23 protein-coding genes are annotated in these 21,103 nt (G+C 50.5%); 2 read left to right on the top strand and 21 right to left on the bottom strand.

From position 1 onward, the window contains the following. Positions 1–4: 4 nt before the first annotated feature. From ccmI to ccmA, 9 genes are read right to left on the bottom strand one after another with little or no spacing between them, the layout of a single operon-like run. Positions 5–1,216: a c-type cytochrome biogenesis protein CcmI gene (gene ccmI, locus BZG77_RS04220; RefSeq protein ID WP_021023093.1), complete on the bottom strand. Its 1,212-nt coding sequence runs from the start codon at positions 1,214–1,216 to the stop codon at positions 5–7. Further along, positions 1,213–1,758: a cytochrome c-type biogenesis protein gene (locus BZG77_RS04215; protein ID WP_077646320.1), complete on the bottom strand. Its 546-nt coding sequence runs from the start codon at positions 1,756–1,758 to the stop codon at positions 1,213–1,215. The genes ccmI and BZG77_RS04215 overlap by 4 nt, the downstream gene beginning before the upstream one ends. After that, complete coding sequence (locus BZG77_RS04210; RefSeq protein ID WP_077646319.1) at positions 1,755–2,306, bottom strand: DsbE family thiol:disulfide interchange protein; 552 nt, start codon at positions 2,304–2,306, stop codon at positions 1,755–1,757. Before BZG77_RS04210 ends, BZG77_RS04215 begins: the two co-directional genes overlap by 4 nt. Further along, positions 2,303–4,276, bottom strand: a complete 1,974-nt coding sequence (locus BZG77_RS04205) for a heme lyase CcmF/NrfE family subunit (protein ID WP_077646318.1) — start codon at positions 4,274–4,276, stop codon at positions 2,303–2,305. The genes BZG77_RS04210 and BZG77_RS04205 overlap by 4 nt, the downstream gene beginning before the upstream one ends. Further along, positions 4,273–4,758: a cytochrome c maturation protein CcmE gene (gene ccmE / locus BZG77_RS04200; RefSeq protein WP_021023089.1), complete on the bottom strand. Its 486-nt coding sequence runs from the start codon at positions 4,756–4,758 to the stop codon at positions 4,273–4,275. The genes BZG77_RS04205 and ccmE overlap by 4 nt, the downstream gene beginning before the upstream one ends. Further along, positions 4,755–4,961 carry a heme exporter protein CcmD gene (gene ccmD, locus BZG77_RS04195; RefSeq protein ID WP_021023088.1) on the bottom strand — a complete coding sequence of 69 codons (207 nt, stop codon included), beginning with the start codon at positions 4,959–4,961 and terminating at the stop codon, positions 4,755–4,757. The genes ccmE and ccmD overlap by 4 nt, the downstream gene beginning before the upstream one ends. Then, positions 4,961–5,698, bottom strand: a complete 738-nt coding sequence (locus tag BZG77_RS04190; RefSeq protein WP_077460321.1) for a heme ABC transporter permease — start codon at positions 5,696–5,698, stop codon at positions 4,961–4,963. Before BZG77_RS04190 ends, ccmD begins: the two co-directional genes overlap by 1 nt. Before the next feature lie 28 nt (positions 5,699–5,726). After that, positions 5,727–6,395: a heme exporter protein CcmB gene (gene ccmB, locus BZG77_RS04185; RefSeq protein ID WP_077460320.1), complete on the bottom strand. Its 669-nt coding sequence runs from the start codon at positions 6,393–6,395 to the stop codon at positions 5,727–5,729. Beyond that, positions 6,392–7,009, bottom strand: coding sequence for a cytochrome c biogenesis heme-transporting ATPase CcmA (ccmA, locus tag BZG77_RS04180; RefSeq protein ID WP_077646317.1), 618 nt, complete (start codon positions 7,007–7,009; stop codon positions 6,392–6,394). The genes ccmB and ccmA overlap by 4 nt, the downstream gene beginning before the upstream one ends. Positions 7,010–7,130: 121 nt before the next feature. On the opposite strand from ccmA, the gene BZG77_RS04175 reads away from it, so the two are divergent. Together BZG77_RS04175 and BZG77_RS04170 are read left to right on the top strand one after the other, a co-directional pair. After that, a complete protein-coding gene (locus BZG77_RS04175; protein WP_077646316.1) occupies positions 7,131–7,934 on the top strand; it encodes a hypothetical protein in 804 nt (267 codons plus the stop codon). Next, a complete protein-coding gene (locus BZG77_RS04170) occupies positions 7,934–8,260 on the top strand; it encodes an EscU/YscU/HrcU family type III secretion system export apparatus switch protein (RefSeq protein WP_021023083.1) in 327 nt (108 codons plus the stop codon). Before BZG77_RS04175 ends, BZG77_RS04170 begins: the two co-directional genes overlap by 1 nt. Before the next feature lie 3 nt (positions 8,261–8,263). Here BZG77_RS04170 and BZG77_RS04165 read toward each other — a convergent pair whose 3' ends face one another. The 12 genes from BZG77_RS04165 to flhA are packed head-to-tail and all read right to left on the bottom strand — an operon-like array spanning position 8,264 to position 20,992. Next, on the bottom strand, positions 8,264–8,698 hold the full coding sequence (locus BZG77_RS04165) for a DUF2802 domain-containing protein (protein ID WP_077646315.1): 435 nt from the start codon (positions 8,696–8,698) through the stop codon (positions 8,264–8,266). Beyond that, the gene (locus BZG77_RS04160) at positions 8,698–9,186 is read right to left on the bottom strand and encodes a chemotaxis protein CheW (RefSeq protein WP_021023081.1); all 489 of its coding nucleotides are present in this window, start codon (positions 9,184–9,186) and stop codon (positions 8,698–8,700) included. Before BZG77_RS04160 ends, BZG77_RS04165 begins: the two co-directional genes overlap by 1 nt. Before the next feature lie 34 nt (positions 9,187–9,220). Next, entirely contained in the window at positions 9,221–10,390 is a 1,170-nt protein-coding gene (locus tag BZG77_RS04155) for a chemotaxis protein CheW (RefSeq protein WP_077646314.1), read from the bottom strand. Continuing rightward, the gene (locus BZG77_RS04150) at positions 10,377–11,159 is read right to left on the bottom strand and encodes a ParA family protein (protein WP_077646313.1); all 783 of its coding nucleotides are present in this window, start codon (positions 11,157–11,159) and stop codon (positions 10,377–10,379) included. Before BZG77_RS04150 ends, BZG77_RS04155 begins: the two co-directional genes overlap by 14 nt. A 10-nt stretch (positions 11,160–11,169) precedes the next feature. Beyond that, positions 11,170–12,306, bottom strand: coding sequence for a protein-glutamate methylesterase/protein-glutamine glutaminase (locus BZG77_RS04145; RefSeq protein WP_077646312.1), 1,137 nt, complete (start codon positions 12,304–12,306; stop codon positions 11,170–11,172). Positions 12,307–12,324: 18 nt separating this feature from the next. Then, positions 12,325–14,529, bottom strand: a complete 2,205-nt coding sequence (locus tag BZG77_RS04140; protein ID WP_077646311.1) for a chemotaxis protein CheA — start codon at positions 14,527–14,529, stop codon at positions 12,325–12,327. A 9-nt stretch (positions 14,530–14,538) separates the two neighbouring features. Further along, complete coding sequence (locus BZG77_RS04135; RefSeq protein WP_021023076.1) at positions 14,539–15,273, bottom strand: protein phosphatase CheZ; 735 nt, start codon at positions 15,271–15,273, stop codon at positions 14,539–14,541. A 31-nt stretch (positions 15,274–15,304) separates the two neighbouring features. Continuing rightward, entirely contained in the window at positions 15,305–15,673 is a 369-nt protein-coding gene (locus BZG77_RS04130; protein ID WP_077646310.1) for a chemotaxis response regulator CheY, read from the bottom strand. A gap of 51 nt (positions 15,674–15,724) precedes the next feature. After that, positions 15,725–16,450: an RNA polymerase sigma factor FliA gene (locus tag BZG77_RS04125; RefSeq protein WP_077646309.1), complete on the bottom strand. Its 726-nt coding sequence runs from the start codon at positions 16,448–16,450 to the stop codon at positions 15,725–15,727. Beyond that, entirely contained in the window at positions 16,443–17,330 is an 888-nt protein-coding gene (locus BZG77_RS04120; protein ID WP_077646308.1) for a MinD/ParA family protein, read from the bottom strand. The genes BZG77_RS04125 and BZG77_RS04120 overlap by 8 nt, the downstream gene beginning before the upstream one ends. Continuing rightward, entirely contained in the window at positions 17,323–18,861 is a 1,539-nt protein-coding gene (gene flhF, locus BZG77_RS04115) for a flagellar biosynthesis protein FlhF (protein WP_077646307.1), read from the bottom strand. The genes BZG77_RS04120 and flhF overlap by 8 nt, the downstream gene beginning before the upstream one ends. Before the next feature lie 25 nt (positions 18,862–18,886). Next, positions 18,887–20,992 (bottom strand): flagellar biosynthesis protein FlhA, encoded by a 2,106-nt coding sequence (gene flhA, locus BZG77_RS04110; protein ID WP_077646306.1) that lies wholly within the window; start codon positions 20,990–20,992, stop codon positions 18,887–18,889. Between the last annotated feature and the right edge of the window lie 111 nt (positions 20,993–21,103).

The raw sequence follows: 21,103 nt of genomic DNA, 5'->3' as shown, positions 1-21,103 counted from the left end.
TTGGTTACTGCTGTTTGTCGATAACCAGTTCAACCCCTTCGCTTAAGGCCACCGGATCACTGACGCCCACCCAGTCGCCTTGCTTAGTCGCGACATTGCCATCTCGGTCAATACGCGCTTTGATCACCACGCTATCAAGCGAAGAAAGTGCCTGCACCGGGTTCAAACTGTCGCTATCAGCCAAGGCCAGTGAAACCGGAAACTTAGACAGTGGGAGACGCTTAGCGGCAATCGGCATCGCCGCGTCAGCCGATGCATGCGCGGAAATGATCAGCACGCCATCCTCGGGTAATTCAACCTGCTCCCCCAGTTTCACCGTGATCGCTATCTTGGCTCCTGCGGCACTGTTGAGAGCAAGCTGGGCACGGGCAATCGACTGATCAAGGGTTTGGTTACGCGGGTCGTCTTTGCCAATCAAGGTTTTCATCGCATTCCAAGTCGCGATGGCATCTTGATAACGGCCTTGCTCGAACGCCTGGTAGGCCAGTAACGACATCGCCTGTAGATTAAAGGGATCGTCTTTCACCACAGATTTTAATAAATTCTGCGCCCGGGCACTGTCTGCCTCATCACCTGCAAACAGCAAGGCTTGCGCCAACCCCACTTGAATATCGGATTGCGAGGGTGCCAAGGCATAAGCTTTTTCCATCGCCCCTTTGGCGGTTTCGCCATCCCGATTGGCCAAGCCAATACGTCCGAGCAACAACCAACCGGTGCTGTCTTGCGGCTCGTGCTGTAAGCGGGTCCGCAACGCCAAGGTAAGATCTTGCATCTCTTGCTGAGTTAATGGCTTCTCGCCCTCGAGTAACCGCTTTGATAGCTCGGGCAACTGTTTGGCGGTTTGCTGCCACTGCGCGACCTGATTCGCACTCCCTTCAATGCCATATAACCCAAAACTCACTATCGCAAGCACAATAAGCCCCGGCACCCATTGCATTGGCGTTAAGCGCAAATGACGAGCCTGCTTGGCTTTTTCTTTTTCAGGGATATCGTCCAACAAGGATTGTTGCAAATCCTGCGTTAGGTCCTGCTCATTATCAATCAGCCCTTCGGCACCCTCAGACTGGATTTCTTCAACCCGGTCATAATAAAAGGCTTTGTTAAGTGCATCCCGGCTGGCTTGATGGTCGTGTTCGCTTTTTTGCCAAAGGGGCCAGAGAAACATCACCGCGCCAAGTACAAAAAACACCAAGGTGGCGCCCCAAAACTCAATCATTTTGGCTCCTTTTTCTGTTCGTTTGATCCATGCTCAGCGGATACGTTAGGCTCTGCGTCGGCCGTTTTTTCTGAAGCTAGGGTCGCTTTCTCTGAAGCTAATAACGCATCAAGCCGTTGTTGCTCTTCATCACTGAACGCCTCATTCAGCGTGTGCTTGGCTCGGCGACTGCGCACAACCATCAACCCAAGCCCCGTGAACATGACCAGTGCAGGCGCAAGCCATAAAACTATGGTGGAGGCAGTCAATGGCGGATTATAGGTCACAAAATTGCCATAGCGTGCAATCATAAAGCTGCGAATTTCATCGTCAGTACGCCCTTGCTGCAGCATTTGATGAACTTTTTGCCGTAAGTCTTGCGCCAATTCGGCATTGGAATCAGCAATGCTATTGTTCTGACATTTAGGACACCGCAACTCACTGGTGAGGGCGCGAAAACGCGCCTCTTGTTTGGCCGAATCAAACTGATAGACATCAATCGCATTGGCAAATGCTAAGGTCGCACCGGCCCACAATAGGACAATCATGATCACTTTTTTCACGATCCCTCCTCCTGCAATGCGTTAAATTTAGGCTTTAAGGTTTCTTGCCAATTACGTGCGTTAACATCCCCCACGTGCCGGTATTGAATGATACCGTTGGCATCGATCAGAAAGGTTTCTGGCGCGCCATATACCCCTAGATCAAGCCCTAGCATGCCATCGCCATCGTATAGACTGATCTGGTAAGGATTGCCAAGATTATTCAGCCATTTTACCGCTTTGCCGCGATCATCTTTGTAGTTGAGTCCAATGATTTTGACCCCTTGCGACGCCAGTTTATTGAGAAACTGATGCTCGGCATAACAGGTAGGGCACCAAGTCGCCCATACGTTTAACAGTAAAGGCTCGCCATTAAAAATAGCCTGGTCATACACCTTGCCCGGCGTTTGCAAATCTTCGAGATGAAAAGCGGGCACCGGCTTGCCCACTAATACCGATTCAAGCTTGGTGGGATCGTCTCCTTGCGCATTTTTATCGAGCTGGGCGACAAAAAAGCCAGCGAGAGCAACAAAGGCAAGCAATGGGAGAAACCACAGTAACTTCCTCATCCTTTCGCCTCCGATGTCGCAGTTGATGAGACCGATTTACGACGAAAGCGGTAGCGCTTATCACTGATCGCTAACGCGCCACCAAGCGACATCACGATAGCACCAAACCAGATCCAACGGACAAAAGGTTTGTAGTAAAGCCGCATCGCCCAGGCGCCATCCGGCAATTCTTCACCCATGGCAATGTAGAGATCTCGAGTTAAACCGCGATCGATGGTTGCTTCTGTCATCATCGAACGCTGAACCGAATAAAAACGCTTTTCTGCTTCTAAATGATTGATAAAGCGCTCGCCATGGTACACATCAAAGGATGCCACATAAGCTTGATAGTTCGGCCCTTGTTTTTCCGACAAGTCAGTGAAGTTAAAGGTATACCCTTGCAGCGTGACACTGCTTCCTGGCGTCATTTTAACGTCACGTTCAATATCATAATTTTCCACCATGGCCACACCGATGATGGTAATGGCTAAGCCAATGTGTCCCAACACCATCGCCCAATGACTGCGCCCTAACTTTTTGATCCCGACACGGAATGGATGCCGATGCGTGGCGCGTAAATGTAGCTCATAGCCATGCAAGAAGGTAATCCACAGCGCCATGGTGACCCCCATAGCCGCCATCGCTTTAAAGCTATCAGCCAATAAGGCAATGGACCCAATCCCCAAAGCGACCGCCGCGATCCCGCTTGCGAGCATGGGTATGGCGAGGGTGGAAAGCTTATCGCGCTTCCAGCGGATTAAGGGGCCAATCCCTAAGAAAAAGGCGAAAGGCAGCATTAGCCATGCGAACAAAAAGTTAAAGAAAGGTTCGCCAATGGAGACCGATCCTAACCCAATTTGTTTGTGCACCAAGGGAAGCAAGGTGCCGATTAAGACTATCACCAACGCGGTCATCAACAAGGTATTGTTAACCAACAAAGCGTTCTCGCGTGAAATGAGCGACACCTTGGTGTTCCCCCGAATTTCTGAGGCGCGCAACGCATAGAGCAACAATGAACCACCAATCACCACCACCAGGAAGCCAAGAATAAATAGCCCTCGCGCCGGATCGGACGCAAAAGAATGTACCGAGACCAAGACGCCTGAGCGCACTAGGAAGGTGCCTAACAAGCTTAATGAGAATGCGGATATCGCCAATAATACGGTCCAGGCTTTAAAGGTGCCCCGTTTTTCGGTCACTGCCAGCGAGTGCATTAATGCCGTCCCAGCAAGCCACGGCATAAACGACGCGTTTTCGACCGGATCCCAGAACCACCAGCCTCCCCAGCCCAGTTCGTAATACGCCCACCAGGATCCGAGTGCGATCCCAAGGGTAAGAAATAGCCAAGCGGCCGTGGTCCAAGGTCGTGACCAGCGCGCCCAGGCGGTATCTAAGCGACCGGCCAACAATGAGCCAATTGCAAAAGCAAACGCAACCGAGAAGCCCACATAACCCATATACAAAATCGGTGGGTGGACAATAAGCCCTGGGTCTTGCAGCAATGGGTTTAAATCACGCCCGTCGACAGGAAAGTAAGGTAAGGTGCGCTCAAAGGGATTGGACGTCAGAATAATAAAGAGTAAAAAGCCAACCGAAATCATCCCCATGACGGCTAAAACGCGCGCGACAGAGGACAGCGGCATGCCGCGACTAAACACAGCTACCGCGACCGTCCACAGTGCTTGCACCAACACCCAAAGTAATAATGAGCCCTCGTGAGCGCCCCATACCGCAGTGAGGCGATAGTACCAAGGCAGTGCACTGTTGGAGTTACTGGCGACGTAAGCTACCGTAAAGTCATTGGTGTAAAAGGCCCAACTCAAGGCGATAAAAGAAAACAGCAACATGGCAAACATTCCCACAGACAGTGGTCGTGCCATTTTCATCATGCCTTCATGCCCTTTACTCGCCCCATAGAGGGGATAAAAACTTAAAAGTAGCGCCAGCCCCAGGGCGAGGATTAACGCATAATGCCCGAGCTCAACAATCATAACTGACTACCTTGTTTTTGCTCCTCGGTGTATTCAAGTGGCTGATGGTTTTTCTCCATCGCCTCCGCGATTTCTGGCGGCATATATTCTTCATCGTGCTTAGCCAGTACTTCACTCGCTTTCACCGTACGCGAATCAACAAGTACCCCTTGCGCGACAATGCCTTGTCCTTCTCGAAATAAGTCCGGCAAGATCCCCTCATAGGTCACAGTGACGGCAGGGCCTACATCGGCGACATCAAACTGAATTTGCAAAGACTCCTGATCGCGTTTCACCGAGCCTTCCACCACCATACCGCCGATACGAAGACGCTGACCGACTGTTGGCTTAGTCCCATCGGGTTTGCCTTGCACGATTTCAGTGGGGGTATAGAACAAGTCCATATTCTGATTCAAGGCGTAGACAACAAGCCCAATCGTGGTCGAGGCGCCAAGAACCAAAGCAAGGGTAATCCACAATCGTTTCTTACGTCGGGGCGTCATAAGGTATTCTCCAGTGATTGAGCGTCTTTTATTCGCTGCTCTCGTGCGATTTGTTGTTTAACGGCTTGCAGGCGTTTGTTGTGAGTACGGTGATAACCGATAATCAGCGCAATCATCGCACCCGCGGTGATACCAAACGCACTCCACACATAGGCGGCATAGCCCCCCATGGATAAAAACGCACTGATACTATCAAAATGCATTAGTGGTCCTCCGCCAGCGCACGGACCCAAGGTCGATGAGACTCACGTAACAAAATTTGATTACGCAGCCCCATCAAGGTCAGGGCGATAAAAAAGCAAGCGAAACCCAGCAGGCAAACCAATAGCGGCCATAGCATGCCAGGATCGATAGACGGCCGAGCGAACTTAGTGATGGTGGCGCCTTGATGTAAGGTGTTCCACCACTCTACCGAGAAGTGAATAATAGGAAGATTAATCACGCCGACCATGGCTAAAATACCGGCGGCTTGTGAGGCGGTACGCGCATCATCGAACGCGTTGTAAAGTGCCATCACACCGATATAAAGGAACAGCAAAATCAACTCAGACGTGAGTCGGGCATCCCAGACCCACCAGGCGCCCCACATCGGCTTACCCCAAATTGCGCCGGTCACCAACGCTATAAAGGTAAAAACGGCCCCAACAGGCGCAATGGCACCCACGGCCCAATCGGCCATTTTAATCTGCCAGACTCGACCGATAAAAGCGGCTATCGCCATTGACATATATGCACCCATCGACCAGATTGCGGCCGGCACGTGGATATAGATAATGCGAAAACTATCGCCTTGTTGATAATCTGCGGGCGCGAACGCCAGCCCCCATATATTTCCGATCATTAAGCTCAGCCCAGCCAGCACGGCAAACCAAGGGAGCAAAGTCCCACAGAGCCGATAACTCACTTCAGGTTTTGCGTAAGGGTGAAGCCACTTCCACATGACAATTGCTCTACTTCCTGATTAATAATTAATTCACGCTCACACGCAACGCGGCGGCGATAGCAAATGGCGCCAAGGTGACCGATCCCACCAACATGGCGCCAAGAATAGCCAGTTGCCCACTGATGTCTGCCCCTAATGCGGCCATATCAATCGCTGAGGTCGCAAAAATCAGTACAGGGATATAAAGAGGGAGGATCAATAGGCTCAACAAGACGCCGCCTTTACGTAATCCAACGGTTAGCGCCACGCCAATAGCGCCAACAAAACTCAGCGTTGGGGTCCCCAATAACAAGGTTAAGACCACCGCTTGGTAGCTAGTGCTATCTAATGACAGCAACAGCGCCAGTACCGGGCTCACAAGCAGCAAAGGCAACCCTGTTAACAACCAGTGTGCAATCACTTTGGCGATCACCAACACAGGTAAAGGGACAGGCATCAGCATCATCTGCTCTAATGAGCCGTCCAGATAATCGTCGCGAAAAAGCCGCTCTAAGGATAATAATGCAGAGAGCAAGGCCGCGACCCAGATCACACCAGGGGCAATTTTCTGCAATAATTGCGGGCCAGGCCCTACCCCTAATGGAAATAAGGTAATCACGATAATAAAAAACCATAATGGATTGAGACTGTCAGCAGGCTGACGGAAGGCCACTTTTAGCTCTCGGCGAATGGTCAACCACATGGCTTGGATCATTGGGCCCCCAAACGAATACGACGCAGCAAAGGATGGTCGACAAACATATCTTGATGCGTGGTGAACAATACAATGCCACCTTGGTTGACATGCCGCTCGAACACAGCTTCAAGCACCTTCACGCCCTGTTTATCAATCGCAGTTAACGGTTCATCGAGGATCCACAATCGACGGTCGGTAAGCCACAAACGGGCCAATGCTACGCGTCGATTTTGACCGGCTGATAGTTGTCCAGCGGGAATATCTTCGCGCCCAGCCAGGCCGACTTTAGCCAAGGCTTGCCAAATCGCATCACTGTCATAGCGGCCATGCATTTGCATCGCATGAGAGAGATTCTCAAAGGCGGTTAGTTCGCGTTTCACCCCGGGGGTATGCCCTAGAAAGAGAAGGTTATGATAAAACACGTCGCGCTGTTGGGTAATCGTCTGCTGCTGCCAACAGACCTCTCCGCTATCCGCTAAGCCTAGACCCGCGATAATACGTAATAGCGTGGTTTTGCCTGCCCCGTTTGGTCCCTCAACTTGAACAAGATCACCCGGAGACAGAGAGAATGTCAGCGCATCAAACAACACTCGATCATCACGAACACAGCACAGCTGTTTCACTTCCAACATGACAAATGTTGCATCCTGCTTTGTGTTACAAAAGTGGACGCATAGTATCACAATGGTCAAAATGACTGTTAGTTACCATAGGGTTGCAAAGTGTGACTCGCGTAAATAATTGTGAGAAACCATGAAGATTGGGCCAACGAATCCACAACAATGGGTGGAAAAACCAGCAGCGCTTGCAAGACCAATGACAAGTCAGATAGACAGTCGTGCACTGACGCAGGCGCAATTTACGTTGCTAGCCGGTCAGTCCCAGGCCTCCCTCTCCGGAGTGCTGGCTCAGTTACACCTATTGCCCGCGCTGACCGCCACTATCCAGCAACAGCCTGCCGCGACACAAACGCTGATGCAATCGTTACTATCATTGTGGACGTTATCGAGTCGCTCACACGACCTGAACCCGGATAAAATCGCCGAATGGCTGTCACAACGCCCCGCAGATAAATTAATGGCGACGTTACTGCGCCAATGGCTGACACCACAATCTGAAGGCGACGGTATGAAGGGCGTATTGCGATTAATGGCCGAACAGCGGGTCGCTGAATCGGCTCGCCCGGGAGAGTGGCAATGGGTGCTGCCCTTTTCCGACCCCCAGCAACCCCCTATTCGGGTAAACGCGCGTCGATGCGGGGCTCAAGATTCATCGGAGTCGGCACCAAACCTAAGCTGGCAAATTCGACTTTATCTTCCCGTTGGCCGCCAATTTATTCGTGCGGATGTCGACGTCTCAGATGTCGAGAATAAAATAACGCTAACCGCCCCGACACACGCACTCCAGCAGCGAATTTATCAAACGATTGATTGGCTTAATGACCGACTCGCTCAGCAAGCCATTGCGATGGAGATCAATGTCAGTGATAGAGTAGAAGCTGTCACACCGAATACAGCCGAAGTGCCACCAGGGGCCGGCATTTCAGTGAGGGTATAATGATGAAAAGTGAGAAAGGTGGCAAAGGTAAGAAAGGTGAAAAACGTGCTATCGCGCTTGGATATGATGGTTATAACGCGCCGACGGTTCAAGCCAAAGCGTCTAACCAACTCGCGCATGAGCTCATTGAAGCACTTAATGAACAAGGCTGCCTAATTCACGAAGATGCTCACCTGCTCGCGTGGTTAGAAAAGCTTGAAAAGGGGGATGAAATCCCGCCGATTCTTTACCAAGTGATAGCAGAGTTGATTGCTTATGCGTGGGTATTGGAAGGAAAAACCCCACCAGGCTGGCACGAGCATAAGCCAATCAATACGCAGGTATAAAAACTAGCGTTGCTGATTGGCCGCTTGACGCTTACGTAAACTCAGTAAAAGCTCAGCCTCGGCTTTGGGGAGATCACATTCTTGCATCAGTTCATCGACATCGGCACCGAGGTCGACCATTTTGCTCGCACGGCTGTATAAGCGGCTACCTGAATCGTGCATCTCCAGCTCGACGTATTTTTCCAATAGATCGTCAACATTAGCAGATAAATCCGCCAACTTTTTACCCATACCCATACTACCGGCACGCAATTCATTAAACTGCTTAGCAAGACTGTCATGGCGTTGACGCGCACTTTTCAGCACGGTTTCCATCGCCTGCAACTTGTTCTCTAATCGCTCCCGAGCGCGTTTTTCCGCGCCCAAGCGCCACATAGTGACGATGGCAAACACCACCGTCACCACAACCGGCAACCAAGTAAGCAGCAGCTCAACCATTACAGCATGGCCATTTCATTCCACTCTTCATCGGTCAATAGCTTGTTGAGATCGACCAAGATAAGTAGTTCACCATTACGGTTACTTACGCCTTGAATAAACTTGGCGCTTTCTTCTGTACCGACGCTTGGCGTGGTATCAATTTCTGATGTTTTCAGATATACCACTTCGGCCACGCTGTCGACCATAATGCCAATGACTTGGGTTTCTGCTTCAATAACAATCACACGCGTATTGTCTGTGACCTCGGCAGAGGCTAAACCAAAGCGAGAGCGTGTGTCGATCACTGTCACGACGTTACCACGCAGATTAATGATACCCAATACATAGTCAGGGGCGCCAGGGACCGGTGCAATTTCGGTATACCGTAATACCTCACGCACCTGCATTACGTTGATGCCGTAGGTCTCTTCTTCAAGCTGAAAAGTAACCCACTGCAATACTTCGTCATTGACGCCTTCTTTTTGAATTTCAGCTACCTGAGACATTGATTTTCCTCTTTACGCGCTGTGTAACTAGTTATTACGCCATCGCTTTGGCGTCAATCCCCTGATTTAACATAGCAATAAATGCTGGGACATGGATCAAAGCACACATTTTCTCTTTGACCATGCCCGCTAGCCAAGGCCTTTTTCCGGCTTGTTTTCGCCAGCGAATGGCTTTTCCACTGAGAGCTTGTGTGCCTAGGAGTTGATCACACGCCAACCCCCACTTACTGTCCCCCAGTATCACAATATAATTATAGTCGTCCCTGTGCTGATTATCTGCCAGTTTTTCTGGCATCACCCAACGAGCAGTATCAACGACATCAAGCTGTTGCTGCTTCTCTGTCTGCAATCCTAGATACCAATCTGGTCGTCCGATCAAATGATTACAGTCTCCGAGTTGATGAATACCACCTAATTCTGCAAGTGGCACGGCATAGGTAACGCCCATACTCTCAAAAAATAATACCTGAAACTCCGCTTCAGTTTCAGCATTTTCCCACTGTGTGGGAGGAATCTCTTCACCGGCTTGAGTGTCAACCTCGACGTCAACGTCCGCCTGTTGTGCTTGCTCCGTCCTGAACGCCTCATCAACACGCACTTCTTCTTGGTCGGACGTAGATACCGTTGCTTCGGACTCGGCGGAGACATCTTCGTCGGTCTCGGTCTCGGTCTCGGTCTCGGTCTCGGTCTCGGTCTCGGTCTCGGATGCAGTCTCTACCTCAGGCACAGACTCGTCTACCGTAATCGCGTCTTTTTCTTCTAGGCCCCAATCAGCCATGGTGTAAGTGTCTGCCACTGACTCAGACGCTTCTTCAACCAAGGGTTCTGTTGTTTCAGTCGCAGTGTCTTGGGCGCGCTCAGTCTCTGTTTGCGTTGAGGTTTCCGCTTGCGCGTCGACTTCAGCTTCTTCATCAATTCTAAGCTGAGCTAACAAACGCTCAACTTCCGCCAGATCGCGCTCTGGCTCGGCATAAGCAACCGGATCGGGCTTCAACGGTGCAGCACTAGGTTGTGGCTTGGGCTGCAAGCGTGGCTGTGTCGGATCATTATCCTCGATCAATGAGGCAGACGACACCCGCGTCACGCCCAAATCGGGTGTGACGGATTGGGAATCGCTTTCCGAGCTGTCACCTAAGTCATCCAGTAGGGCTTCAAAATAGTCATCGAGCGCCTGACCACTGGAGAGGGTGTTATGCGTGTTCATCCTGTTCCAGTCGCTCCAAATAGGTTAATAGCGTTTTGTAAGCAAAGACACCGCGGCAGTTTTTGGCATAGAAAGACGCTGGCATATGTTTGAGGCTCGCATCTCGAAACTTGGTATCAATAGGAACGGCTGACGCCCATACTTGATCGCTGTAGCGAATCTTTAACTCTTGCAATGTCTCTAACGAGGCGCGTGTTCGCTTGTCGTACATGGTAGGAATGATGGTGAGATTAAAGTTGGAGCTACGAGATTTTTGCATGATCTGTAACGTCCGCATCATTCGCTCCAGCCCTTTCATGGCCAAAAATTCAGTTTGTACAGGAATTAAGATTCGATGACTCGCCGCTAACGCATTAACCATCATCACACCTAGTATGGGCGGACAATCAATTAATACATAGTCGTACTCATCCGAGAGTGCGCTCAACGCCTTCTTTAATACCAGCCCCATGCCACCACGATTACCCATGACACGATCCAACGTAGCCAGTGACATATGAGCGGGGATCAAATCTATGTTTTCAAACTGGGTCTTTAAAATAATCGGCTTGACCGTGTCTTTATTCACGGTCTGTAATTGGAATAAATCAAACAAACTTGCCGGAAGCTGCTCCGAATCAAAATTCAAATACGTCGATAGTGAGGCGTGTGGGTCGGTGTCCACCAGCAGGACACGTTTCTTACGCTCGCTAATCAATCCTGCTAATGTCACTGTGGTGGTTGTCTTACCAACACCGCCCTTTTGGTTGGCGATACTCCAGACTATCAAGCCCCACTCCTTATTTTAAATTCAGCTCAACCAGTATGCGATCGGCAATCCGGTCAAGTGGCAAGTCTTCCGATGAGATGCCCGCTTTAGCGACCGCTTGCGGCATGCCATAAACAACACAACTGTCTTCATCTTGCGCCCAGATTGTCGATCCTGCATTTTTGAGCATGCGTGCACCTTCTCGACCGTCCGCTCCCATGCCCGTTAGCACTATAGATAGGACTTTATCGCCATAGATTTTTGCCGCCGAGCCAAATGTCACATCCACACAGGGTTTGTAATTCATCCGCTCGCCGCCATCGAGAATTTTTAAACGTGCAGCACCCGGCCGACCATCTACCATCATTTGCATGCCACCAGGCGCAAGATAAGCATGACCCGGTTTGAGCATATCGCCATCTTTTGCTTCGACCACGGTTACCTTACTCAGACCATTTAAACGCTGAGCAAATGCGGCGGTAAATGTCGCTGGCATATGCTGAATTAAGATAATGGGCAGTGGAAAGTTCGCTGGCAGTTTAGTCAGTACCTTTTGTAGCGCAACCGGTCCCCCCGTTGAGGTACCAATTGCCATTAATTGATAGCGCTTACCCGAAGCGGCAAATTTCGCCGGCGCTTTTGCTGAAGACGCCGCACCCGCGGTGGGTCTAGACACCGGACGTGCAGGCGCTCGCACCCCGCCCGTCGGTGGTACGTTTTGCTCAGAGCCGGAAGCAGGTGACGGACGTGTAGCGCGACGCATGACCGGGCGCTTACGCGCGATCTCAAGCACGCGCTGCTGGAGTAAGTTCGTTGCCTCATCTCGATTACGCGCGATATCCTCAAACTTTTTGGGAAGAAAATCGAGTGCACCCGCTTCGAGTGCATCTAACGTCGCTTTTGCGCCATCGTGTGTTAGCGATGAGAACATCAAGATAGGTGTTGGCGTTTGCGCCATGATTTGGCGCACTGCTGAAATCCCGTCTAATACCGGCATTTCGACATCCATAGTGATCACGTCTGGCTTAAGTTGCGCGGTTTTTTCAACCGCTTCTTTGCCATTCACCGCACTATCAATCACCTCCATTCTTGGATCAGCGTTGATTATTTCACTCACGCGGCGACGGAAGAAACTTGAATCATCTACCACCAATACTTTTACTGCCATGGGCGTCCTTTTCTTTCATTAACCTGCGTAATGTTTCAACAGGTTGGGCACATCCAGAATCAGGGCGATATGACCATCACTGGTGATGGTTGCACCCGCCATACCCGGTGTACCTTGCAGCAATTCATCAAGCGGTTTAATCACCACTTCCTCTTGCCCAAATAGGGTATCTACAACAAAGGCAATACGTTGGTGAGCAATTTGTACAATCACCACATGCCCTTTGGTTTTATCAATCTCCGTTGCACGTCTACATAGCCAATCTTGCAAGAAGAAAATCGGGATCGCTTTATCTCGAACAATAAGCGTGAGCTGGCCATCAACCGTGTTAGTTCGGGACATATCTAAACTGATGATCTCACTCACGTTGGACAGTGGGAAAGCAAACGGGTTGTCTCCCACACCAACCATTAGGGTTGGAAGAATCGCAAGGGTGAGCGGTACCTTGATTTCCAGCACTGTGCCTCGGCCCAGCTCAGAGTCGATATTGATCGAGCCATTCAGCTTAGTGATACCCGTTTTAACTACATCCATCCCAACCCCACGGCCGGAAATGTCGGACACTTCTGTTTTGGTCGAAAAGCCTGGAGCAAAAATAAGATTATATGCCTCACTGTTGCTCAAGCGAGCGGCGGCTTCAGCATCCATCACCCCACGATTAACCGCGATGCTTTTCAGCTTTTCTGCATCCATACCGCCACCATCATCGGCGATGGTCAGCAAGATATGATCCCCTTCCTGGGAGGCTTTTAAGGTAATGGTACCCACACGTGGTTTGCCTGCTTTTTCACGCTCATCAGGCATTTCAATGCCATGATCAACCGAGTTACGCACCAAGTGGACCATAGGATCCGCCAAGGCTTCGACAAGGTTTTTGTCAAGATCGGTCTCTTCGCCCTGCATTTCCAAGACAATTTCTTTTTTCAAGCTGCGAGAAAGATCGCGGACAACACGAGGGAAACGACCAAAGACCTTTTTGATCGGTTGCATCCGCGTTTTCATCACCGCGCCTTGCAGGTCCGCCGTGACCACATCCAAGTTGGTAACCGCTTTGGCCATGCTCTCATCATTGCTGCTTTGACCCAGGCTGACGAGTCGATTACGCACTAACACAAGCTCGCCGACCATATTCATAATGCCGTCGAGCGTGGAGGTATTCACCCGAACGGTCTGCTCTTGCTGTGGTGCTGCGGGCGGTTTTTTCTCAGGTGCTTTCTCTACAGCGGCAGGCGCTTTTGGTCCTGCCCCCGCACTTTTAGGTGCTGCTTCTTTGGCGGGTTCTGGCTTGCTCGCTTTTTTAGCCGGCGCAGGATCCGTTTTGGGCTCAGGCTTAGCGTCGACTTTATCTGCATCGGCTTTCGCTCTTTCAGCATCTGCCGCTGGCCCCTTGCCTCTGCCATGCAAATCATCTAGCAGCTTTTCGAATTCATCATCGTCAATAAAATCATCACTCCCCGATGAGGCAGGTTGGCTCGGTGCTGAGGCACTGTTTTCAGCCGCATCATCGCCTGGCTGCGATGCGGCTGGGCCTCTACCAGAGCCATGCAGATCGTCAAGTAACTTTTCGAATTCATCGTCGGTGATATCACCGCTATCCGCTTCGGTGCTTTCCACTACTTCTGGCTTAGCGGGCGATGATTCATTTGAAGATGTCGGCGCTTTGCCTTCGCCATGAAGCTGATCGAGCAATTTATCGAATTCATCTTCGGTAATTTCATCGACGGAATCACCGCTTATCGCACCATCGTCTTGTGCCGGTGTCGCATCGTTTTGCGGCTCTGGTTCAGCAGTTGGCTCGTGTTTTGGCTCTGCGGGTACGTCCTCGTCTTCGCTTGCCGGTTTGGCATAACGGTGAAGCGCTTCCAACAGCGTGGGATCTGCGATAACAGGCTCTTCACGATTTTGCACGGCAGAAAATTGGTCATTAACGGTATCCAATGCCTGCAAAATGGTGTCCATCACGTCGGACGTCAATTCACGGCCACGATTCCGCAAATTATCAAAAACGTTTTCAGCACCATGGCAAGTATCAACTAAGGCATTGAGGCCAAGAAAACCTGCCCCTCCTTTCACGGTATGGAACCCTCGGAAGATACTGTTCAATAAGTCTGCGTCATCAGGGGCACGCTCCAAATCGACCAATTGCTCAGACATTTGTTCGAGGATTTCCCCCGCTTCAATCAAAAAGTCCTGAAGGATTTCTTCATCCATCTCAAAGCTCATAGCGCACCTCTAAAAACCCAAACTCGATAATAAGTCGTCAACATCATCTTGGTTGTGAACCACGTCATCACGCTCTTCGGGATGAATCACAGGACCCTCAGGGGCTGATTTACTGGTGGTATCATCTGCTTGTGTTGCCGATGCTGCTTCGATTGCAGCGCTATCCATGCCAAACGCAGTCAGTATTTCAACCAGTTGCTGTTCCACTTCCTGCACTAATTCAATAACACGTCGGATTACCTGCCCCGTTAAGTCCTGAAAATCTTGTGCCATTAATATTTCAGTAAGGTGAGCATGCAGTTCTGTTGCCCCCCCCTCAACCTGGGTCAATAGACCCTCAATGCTGTGACACAATGGCTTAAACTCATCCAAGGCAATGTCGCCCCGCATCAAGCTGTTCCAATTAGGTCGTACCGCTTGCAGGTTGTCTTGCAAATCACTAGCAATCGGCATGGTACGCTCGACCGCATCCATGGTTTTGTTTGCCGCTAATTCGGTTTTCTGCATCACATACGTCAGCCGATCGCGAGCATCAGGTATATCGACATTCGCTAAATCACTTACTCTGGGATCCAAGCGAAAGTCAGTAATAGAGTCGTGTAATTGGCGGGTCAACTTGCCCACTTCATTAAACAGCGGGTCACGCGCTTCTTTCGCTATCTCAGTCAGAAGCGTGTTAGCGTTATCTTGCTCTCCACTCTCAAGATACGCGACCAATTGTTTCGCTTGGTCCAGGTTGATCATGACGTTTCCTTTTGACTGTGCACGTTACTGATTACATGCGCTCGAAGATCTTATTGAGCTTCTCTTTCAACGTTGCGGCAGTAAAAGGTTTTACAATGTAACCGTTCACGCCAGCTTTCGCGGCTTCTACGATCTGATCGCGTTTCGCTTCGGCGGTGATCATCAATATAGGAAGGTGCTTAAGTTCATCGTCTTTGCGGATCTCTTTAAGCAGGTCAATCCCTTGCATGCCCGGCATATTCCAATCGGTCACGACAAAATCAATACCGCCTTTTTTAAGGATTGGCAGCGCGGTTAAGCCGTCATCTGCTTCAACGGTATTGTTGAAACCCAAGTCACGAAGAAGATTCTTTACGATACGGCGCATTGTTGAAAAATCATCAACAACGAGAATTTTCATGTTTTTATCCAAGGTTGCCTCCGGTGAGGTCTCGTTTTATTGTCGAAACAGTTACTCACTATGCCAAGCGGTTAGCTTGGCTCTCAAACGTTGCGTAGCCTGACTTTGAATCTGACAGACCCGGGATTCGCTGACCCCTATCACAGCGCCTATCTCTTTGAGGTTCAATTCCTCATCATAATAAAGAGATAGAACTAGTGCCTCTCTTTCAGGAAGACTTTTGATCGCGCCCGCTAATGCGGCCTTGAAACTATCTTCCGCAACGCCCTGAAAGGGAGTGTTGTCGTTACGGTGACTCTCCGTTGTGAATGCATCTTCAGAGACACCCAGATCATCCATACCGATTAAACGCCCACAGCTTACGTCGTTAAGCGCCTGATGGTATTGATCCAAACTCATATCGAGCTTTTCTGCCACCTCCACATCAGTTGGGTCTCGCCCTAAGGTTTTCTCTAACGATGCAATGCTATCACTGATCGTTCGACTCGCCTTGTGGACAGACCGTGGAACCCAATCACCGCGGCGCATATCATCCAGCATAGCGCCGCGAATACGGATACCAGCATAGGTTTCAAAACTTGCGCCCTTTGACGGGTCATAATTTTGCTGCGCCTCAAGAAGACCCACCATGCCAGCTTGGATTAAATCTTCTACTTGAACGCTCGGTGGTAAGCGCCCCATCAAATGATGCGCGATGCGCTTAACCAAACTCGAATAACGCTCAAGTACCGCTTGGCGATCTACCCCTACGCGGCTATACGTGAGCGCTTTATTCACGAACTAACTCTCCTGCGTCATCATTTTTGATCAGCAATCGCTCAACGAAAAACTCCAGATGGCCTCCCGGATTACGTGGTACCGGCCATGTCAGCGCTTTATTTGCGAGCGCATTCATGGCTAATGATGCGGGGGAGCGAGGAAATGCGTCAATGACAACTTTTTGTTTTCTCACGGATTGCCTCACCCTTTCGTCAACGGGAACACATGCTACTAATTCTAGATTAGCATTGAGAAACCTTTCAGTGACTCGCGTTAATTTTGTGAACAAGTCTCGTCCTTCACGGTAGCTTCTGACCATATTTGCAACAACTTTAAAGCGTGTCACACCATGTTCACGGCTGAGTAATTTAATCAATGCATACGCATCAGTAATTGATGTAGGTTCATCACAGACCACTATGACGACATCTTGTGCGGCGCGCGAAAAGCTCAGTACCATGTCTGAAATCCCCGCGGCAGTATCCACTAAGAGTACATCAACCTCTTCTTCGAGTGTACCAAAAGCGCGAATTAAACCAGCATGTTGCGCCGGTGTCAGCTCTGTCATACCTTGAAGACCAGACGATGCAGGGACGATTTTCATACCGTGCGGACCTTCGAGAATAATATCTTTTAGATCACAGACGCCTTGAAGCACATGAGACAGATTCTTACCCGCTCTTAGGCCAAGTAACACATCCACATTAGCGAGACCAAGGTCGGCATCTAGCACCATGACCTCTTTACCTTGGCGGGCCATAGACGCGGCCATTCCCAGTGTGACATTGGTTTTCCCTACGCCACCTTTTCCCCCGGTTACGGTAATAACCTTGGTGCGTGACGGATTGGTTAAACGGCGCAGGCCGCTTGCTTGATCTTGCATGCTTGTCTCAATCATAAAAGTCCGCCCCATTCGACTCTGGGACATCACTGTTCCAGAAGTGACGGTGCTGATCCGCACCTGATTCCAACATGTCGCTGGCTTTTGCAACCAGGAACTGTCCCGTGGCTTGGCGGATATCTTCCGGCACACGTTGCCCGTCGGCTAAATAGGCCACAGGCAGGGCATTTTCGATAGTGACACACAACAGTTCACCGAGGCTGAGCGACTCATCTAGCTTGGTCAGAACACATCCCGATAAAGGGATACGGCGAAAGTGTTCGATGGTTTCTTGCAATACGCGCCGCTGTGATGTCGCAGGCAACACCAGCAAGCTACGGATATGTGAGCCACTGTTTTGCATCAGGGTATCCAGTTGCTCCGACAACCGAAGATCACGCTGTCCCATTCCGGCGGTATCTAGCAATATCAAGCGTCTATGACGCAGTTGATAGAGGATATCGGCAAGCTCATCCGCATCTTTAGCGACTTTAACGGGACAGCCAAGGATTCGCCCATACGTGGCGAGTTGCTCATGGGCACCGATACGGAAGGTGTCCGTGGTGACTAAGGCAATATCCTCAGGGCCAAATTCCATCGCGGCGCGCGCGGCTAACTTAGCAATGGTGGTCGTTTTCCCCACCCCCGTAGGACCAAGTAAGGCAATCACACCCCCGGTTTCTAGCATGTTCTCATCAACCGTAATCACTTGATCAGCCACTAAATCTAACAGCGCTTGCCACGCCTCATTCGGCGGCGTTTCTTCTGGGATATAACACGCCAGTTGATCGGCCAGTTCAGAGGATAGCCCCATCCGCTCTAAGCGTTTGATTAGCATCGCTCTTAATGGCTCTCGACGTTCCACCTCTTGCCACATCAACCCCGATAACTGGTGTTCAAGTAAGCTTCGAATCGAGGCCATTTCTTGACGCATGGCATCAATTTCTTTATCCGAGGCTTGCGATTGCCGTCTTTCAAACCGGGACGGATCGAGCTGCGGTTTAGCGGGCGATGAACGAGGCGCTGGTGATGCATCTTGCCAACCTGAGCGACCATTGCTCTTTAACTGGCGACGAGGCTCATAGCCACGACCCAGTGCCGACTGACGCGCGTCAGTTGGAGATTGGGAGCGCGAACCAAGACCTGATTGCTTTTGCTGACGCTGTAGCAAGGCAGTGAGAGAGTCAGCTTCGGTTTCGGGTTCAGTTGGCTGTGATTGTTCCCGATACTCATCAAGTATCGCAGAAAAGCGAGGCGGTCGCTTGCTTTGCCCATTTTGACGCGCGTGGCTTTGCTGACGCTGGCGCAATTGAACTTGATCATCAGCCAATTGCCGATGTGCCTGTGAATAGGCGTTTGCCGACTGCTGCTGCGCCTTAGAAGCAGGCTTATCCGGCATCGGCTCAGTGTCTGCATCCACAGCCGCGACAATCTCTACCCCACCTGTCACTTTTTTGTTAGACATGATAACGGCATCCGCGCCCAGTTCTTCTTTCACTTGGCTCAGCGCAGCTCTCATATCTTTTGCAAAAAAACGTTTTATTTTCAAAGCACGGCCCTACTCATAAAAGAGGTTAATTGTTGCCAACCGCATTAACGATACGAATTTGTTTTTCGTCCGGTACTTCCTGGTAAGACAACACACGTAACGTCGGAATCGTATTCTTGACAAATTTTGCGAGCGTGGCTCTCAACACACCCGATGTCAGCAATACCGCAGGCTCACCTTGTAGTTCTTGCTGCTGAGTTGCTTCAGCCAGTGAAGACTGTAACCGCTCAGCAAGACCAGGTTCTATGCCTGTTGACTCCCCACCGGACGCCTGCATTGTTTTATGCAACATCTGTTCCAGTTCAGGAACAAGGGTGATAACCGGTAGCTCAGGCGCGCTGCCATTGATTTCTTGGACAATCAAGCGACGCAGAGCAATCCGCACTGCTGCCGTTAGGATGTCGGGATCTTGACTCTTTCCTGTGTACTCCGCCATGGTCTGCACAATGGTGCGGATGTCACGGATAGGAATCGCTTCACTGAGCAAGTTCTGTAGAACTTTGACTAACACGCTTAGTGGGACCTGGTCGGGAATAAGCCCTTCCACCAAACGAGGAACTTGTTTACCCAGCATATCTATCAAGTTCTGTGCTTCTTCATGGCCGAGTAGTCGCTCGGCATTATTGGTGAGCATTTGGCTCAGGTGTGTCGCCAGTACCGTTGCTGAATCAACCACTGTGTAGCCTAAGGCTTGCGCGTGCTCGCGCTGGCTCGGCTCTATCCAGACGGCCTCTAAGCCAAACGCCGGATCTTGCGTCGGTTCACCGTCAATGGGTCCGAACACTTGGCCTGGATTAATTGCTAATTCATGCTGGGGGTGTACCTCTGCTTCACCGACCGCGACGCCCATTAACGTAATGCGGTAGTTATGCGGTGGTAACTCTAGGTTATCGCGAATGTGCACGGGCGGGATTAAAAAGCCAAAGTCTTGCGAGAGTTTTTTACGCACCCCTTTCACTCGATCTAACAATTCGCCCCCTTGGTCTCGGTCGACCATAGCGATGAGCCGATAGCCCACTTCGAGGCCAATGACATCAACCGGTTGAACATCATCCCAGGACAGTTCTTTTGGTGCCGGAGGGGCTGCATCAGGGACATCAGACTGCTCTGGCGCTTGTTGTGCTTTTTGATACTGCTGGTATTTCCAATATGCCAGTCCACCACAAGCCAACGCCAAAAATAGAAAAGGCAGGTGTGGCATACCAGGCACCACGCCCATGATCGTCAGAATACCGGAGGCAATCATGAGGGCACGTGGATTATCAAACAGCTGGAACACCACCTGCTGCCCCATATCCTCATCGGTATTTTGACGCGTCACCATAATGGCGGCACCAATGGATAACAGCAATGAAGGGATTTGCGCGACAAGACCGTCACCAATGGTGAGCAAGGTATACACTTCTATCGCGTCTGAAAATCCTAAATCATGTTGGCCCATACCGATAGACAGCCCACCAACAATGTTGATAAAAAGAATCAAGATCCCGGCAATCGCATCGCCTTTAACAAACTTGGACGCACCATCCATCGAGCCATAGAAGTCAGCCTCTTGCGTCACTTCTTGGCGACGAGCACGCGCTTGCTCTTGATCGATTAACCCTGCGTTCAAGTCGGCATCAATGGCCATTTGCTTACCGGGCAACGCATCCAAGGTAAAACGCGCCGTGACCTCGGAAATCCGGCCTGCACCTTTGGTGACAACCATAAAGTTAATGATCATCAAAATCATGAAGACAACCAGACCGACAGCGTAGTTGCCACCAATCACGACTGACCCAAATGCACCAATGACCTGACCGGCTGCATCGGGGCCTTCGTGACCATAAAGCAAAACCACCCGGGTAGAGGCAACGTTAAGTGCTAGTCTCATCAAGGTTGCAATTAACAACACCGCGGGGAAGGCAGCAAATTCAAGAGGACGACGGGTATAAATGGTGACCAGCAATACAATCAACGACAAGGCAATGTTGAAAGAAAACATTAAGTCGAGCAGCATCGGCGGTACAGGCAGCACCACCATTGCTAAGGTGGCCAATACCAGTACCGGTGCGCCGATCGCTGGCATCGCACCCAGACGGTGGTAAGGCACCTTGTCAGAAAATGGCAATCGCCACTTGGCTTTTAACATGTCAGGCGTTCAAGTCCATGATTGGTGAACGTGGGCCAGTTGCCACGCGGAAATAAAATGAGAGTGCAAAGCAAGCAATTTTTACGCCAGAAAAAGCGGACAATGTGTCAG

The sequence above is a fragment of the Salinivibrio sp. IB643 genome (genome assembly GCF_001996105.1).
Taxonomy (GTDB): Bacteria; Pseudomonadota; Gammaproteobacteria; order Enterobacterales; family Vibrionaceae; genus Salinivibrio; species Salinivibrio costicola.
The sequence above is the reverse complement of the archived record's forward strand: the minus strand, read 5'-3'. Positions and strand labels throughout refer to the sequence as shown.

Coding starts and splice junctions, on each gene's coding strand:
- ccmI (WP_021023093.1), bottom strand. CDS start 1,216: ATGATTGAGTTTTGGGGCGCCACCTTGGTGTTTTTTGTACTTGGCGCG.
- BZG77_RS04210 (WP_077646319.1), bottom strand. CDS start 2,306: ATGAGGAAGTTACTGTGGTTTCTCCCATTGCTTGCCTTTGTTGCTCTC.
- BZG77_RS04205 (WP_077646318.1), bottom strand. CDS start 4,276: ATGATTGTTGAGCTCGGGCATTATGCGTTAATCCTCGCCCTGGGGCTG.
- ccmE (WP_021023089.1), bottom strand. CDS start 4,758: ATGACGCCCCGACGTAAGAAACGATTGTGGATTACCCTTGCTTTGGTT.
- ccmD (WP_021023088.1), bottom strand. CDS start 4,961: ATGCATTTTGATAGTATCAGTGCGTTTTTATCCATGGGGGGCTATGCC.
- BZG77_RS04190 (WP_077460321.1), bottom strand. CDS start 5,698: ATGTGGAAGTGGCTTCACCCTTACGCAAAACCTGAAGTGAGTTATCGG.
- ccmB (WP_077460320.1), bottom strand. CDS start 6,395: ATGATCCAAGCCATGTGGTTGACCATTCGCCGAGAGCTAAAAGTGGCC.
- ccmA (WP_077646317.1), bottom strand. CDS start 7,009: ATGTTGGAAGTGAAACAGCTGTGCTGTGTTCGTGATGATCGAGTGTTG.
- BZG77_RS04175 (WP_077646316.1), top strand. CDS start 7,131: ATGAAGATTGGGCCAACGAATCCACAACAATGGGTGGAAAAACCAGCA.
- BZG77_RS04170 (WP_021023083.1), top strand. CDS start 7,934: ATGATGAAAAGTGAGAAAGGTGGCAAAGGTAAGAAAGGTGAAAAACGT.
- BZG77_RS04165 (WP_077646315.1), bottom strand. CDS start 8,698: ATGGTTGAGCTGCTGCTTACTTGGTTGCCGGTTGTGGTGACGGTGGTG.
- BZG77_RS04160 (WP_021023081.1), bottom strand. CDS start 9,186: ATGTCTCAGGTAGCTGAAATTCAAAAAGAAGGCGTCAATGACGAAGTA.
- BZG77_RS04155 (WP_077646314.1), bottom strand. CDS start 10,390: ATGAACACGCATAACACCCTCTCCAGTGGTCAGGCGCTCGATGACTAT.
- BZG77_RS04145 (WP_077646312.1), bottom strand. CDS start 12,306: ATGGCAGTAAAAGTATTGGTGGTAGATGATTCAAGTTTCTTCCGTCGC.
- BZG77_RS04140 (WP_077646311.1), bottom strand. CDS start 14,529: ATGAGCTTTGAGATGGATGAAGAAATCCTTCAGGACTTTTTGATTGAA.
- BZG77_RS04135 (WP_021023076.1), bottom strand. CDS start 15,273: ATGATCAACCTGGACCAAGCGAAACAATTGGTCGCGTATCTTGAGAGT.
- BZG77_RS04130 (WP_077646310.1), bottom strand. CDS start 15,673: ATGAAAATTCTCGTTGTTGATGATTTTTCAACAATGCGCCGTATCGTA.
- BZG77_RS04120 (WP_077646308.1), bottom strand. CDS start 17,330: ATGATTGAGACAAGCATGCAAGATCAAGCAAGCGGCCTGCGCCGTTTA.
- flhA (WP_077646306.1), bottom strand. CDS start 20,992: ATGTTAAAAGCCAAGTGGCGATTGCCATTTTCTGACAAGGTGCCTTAC.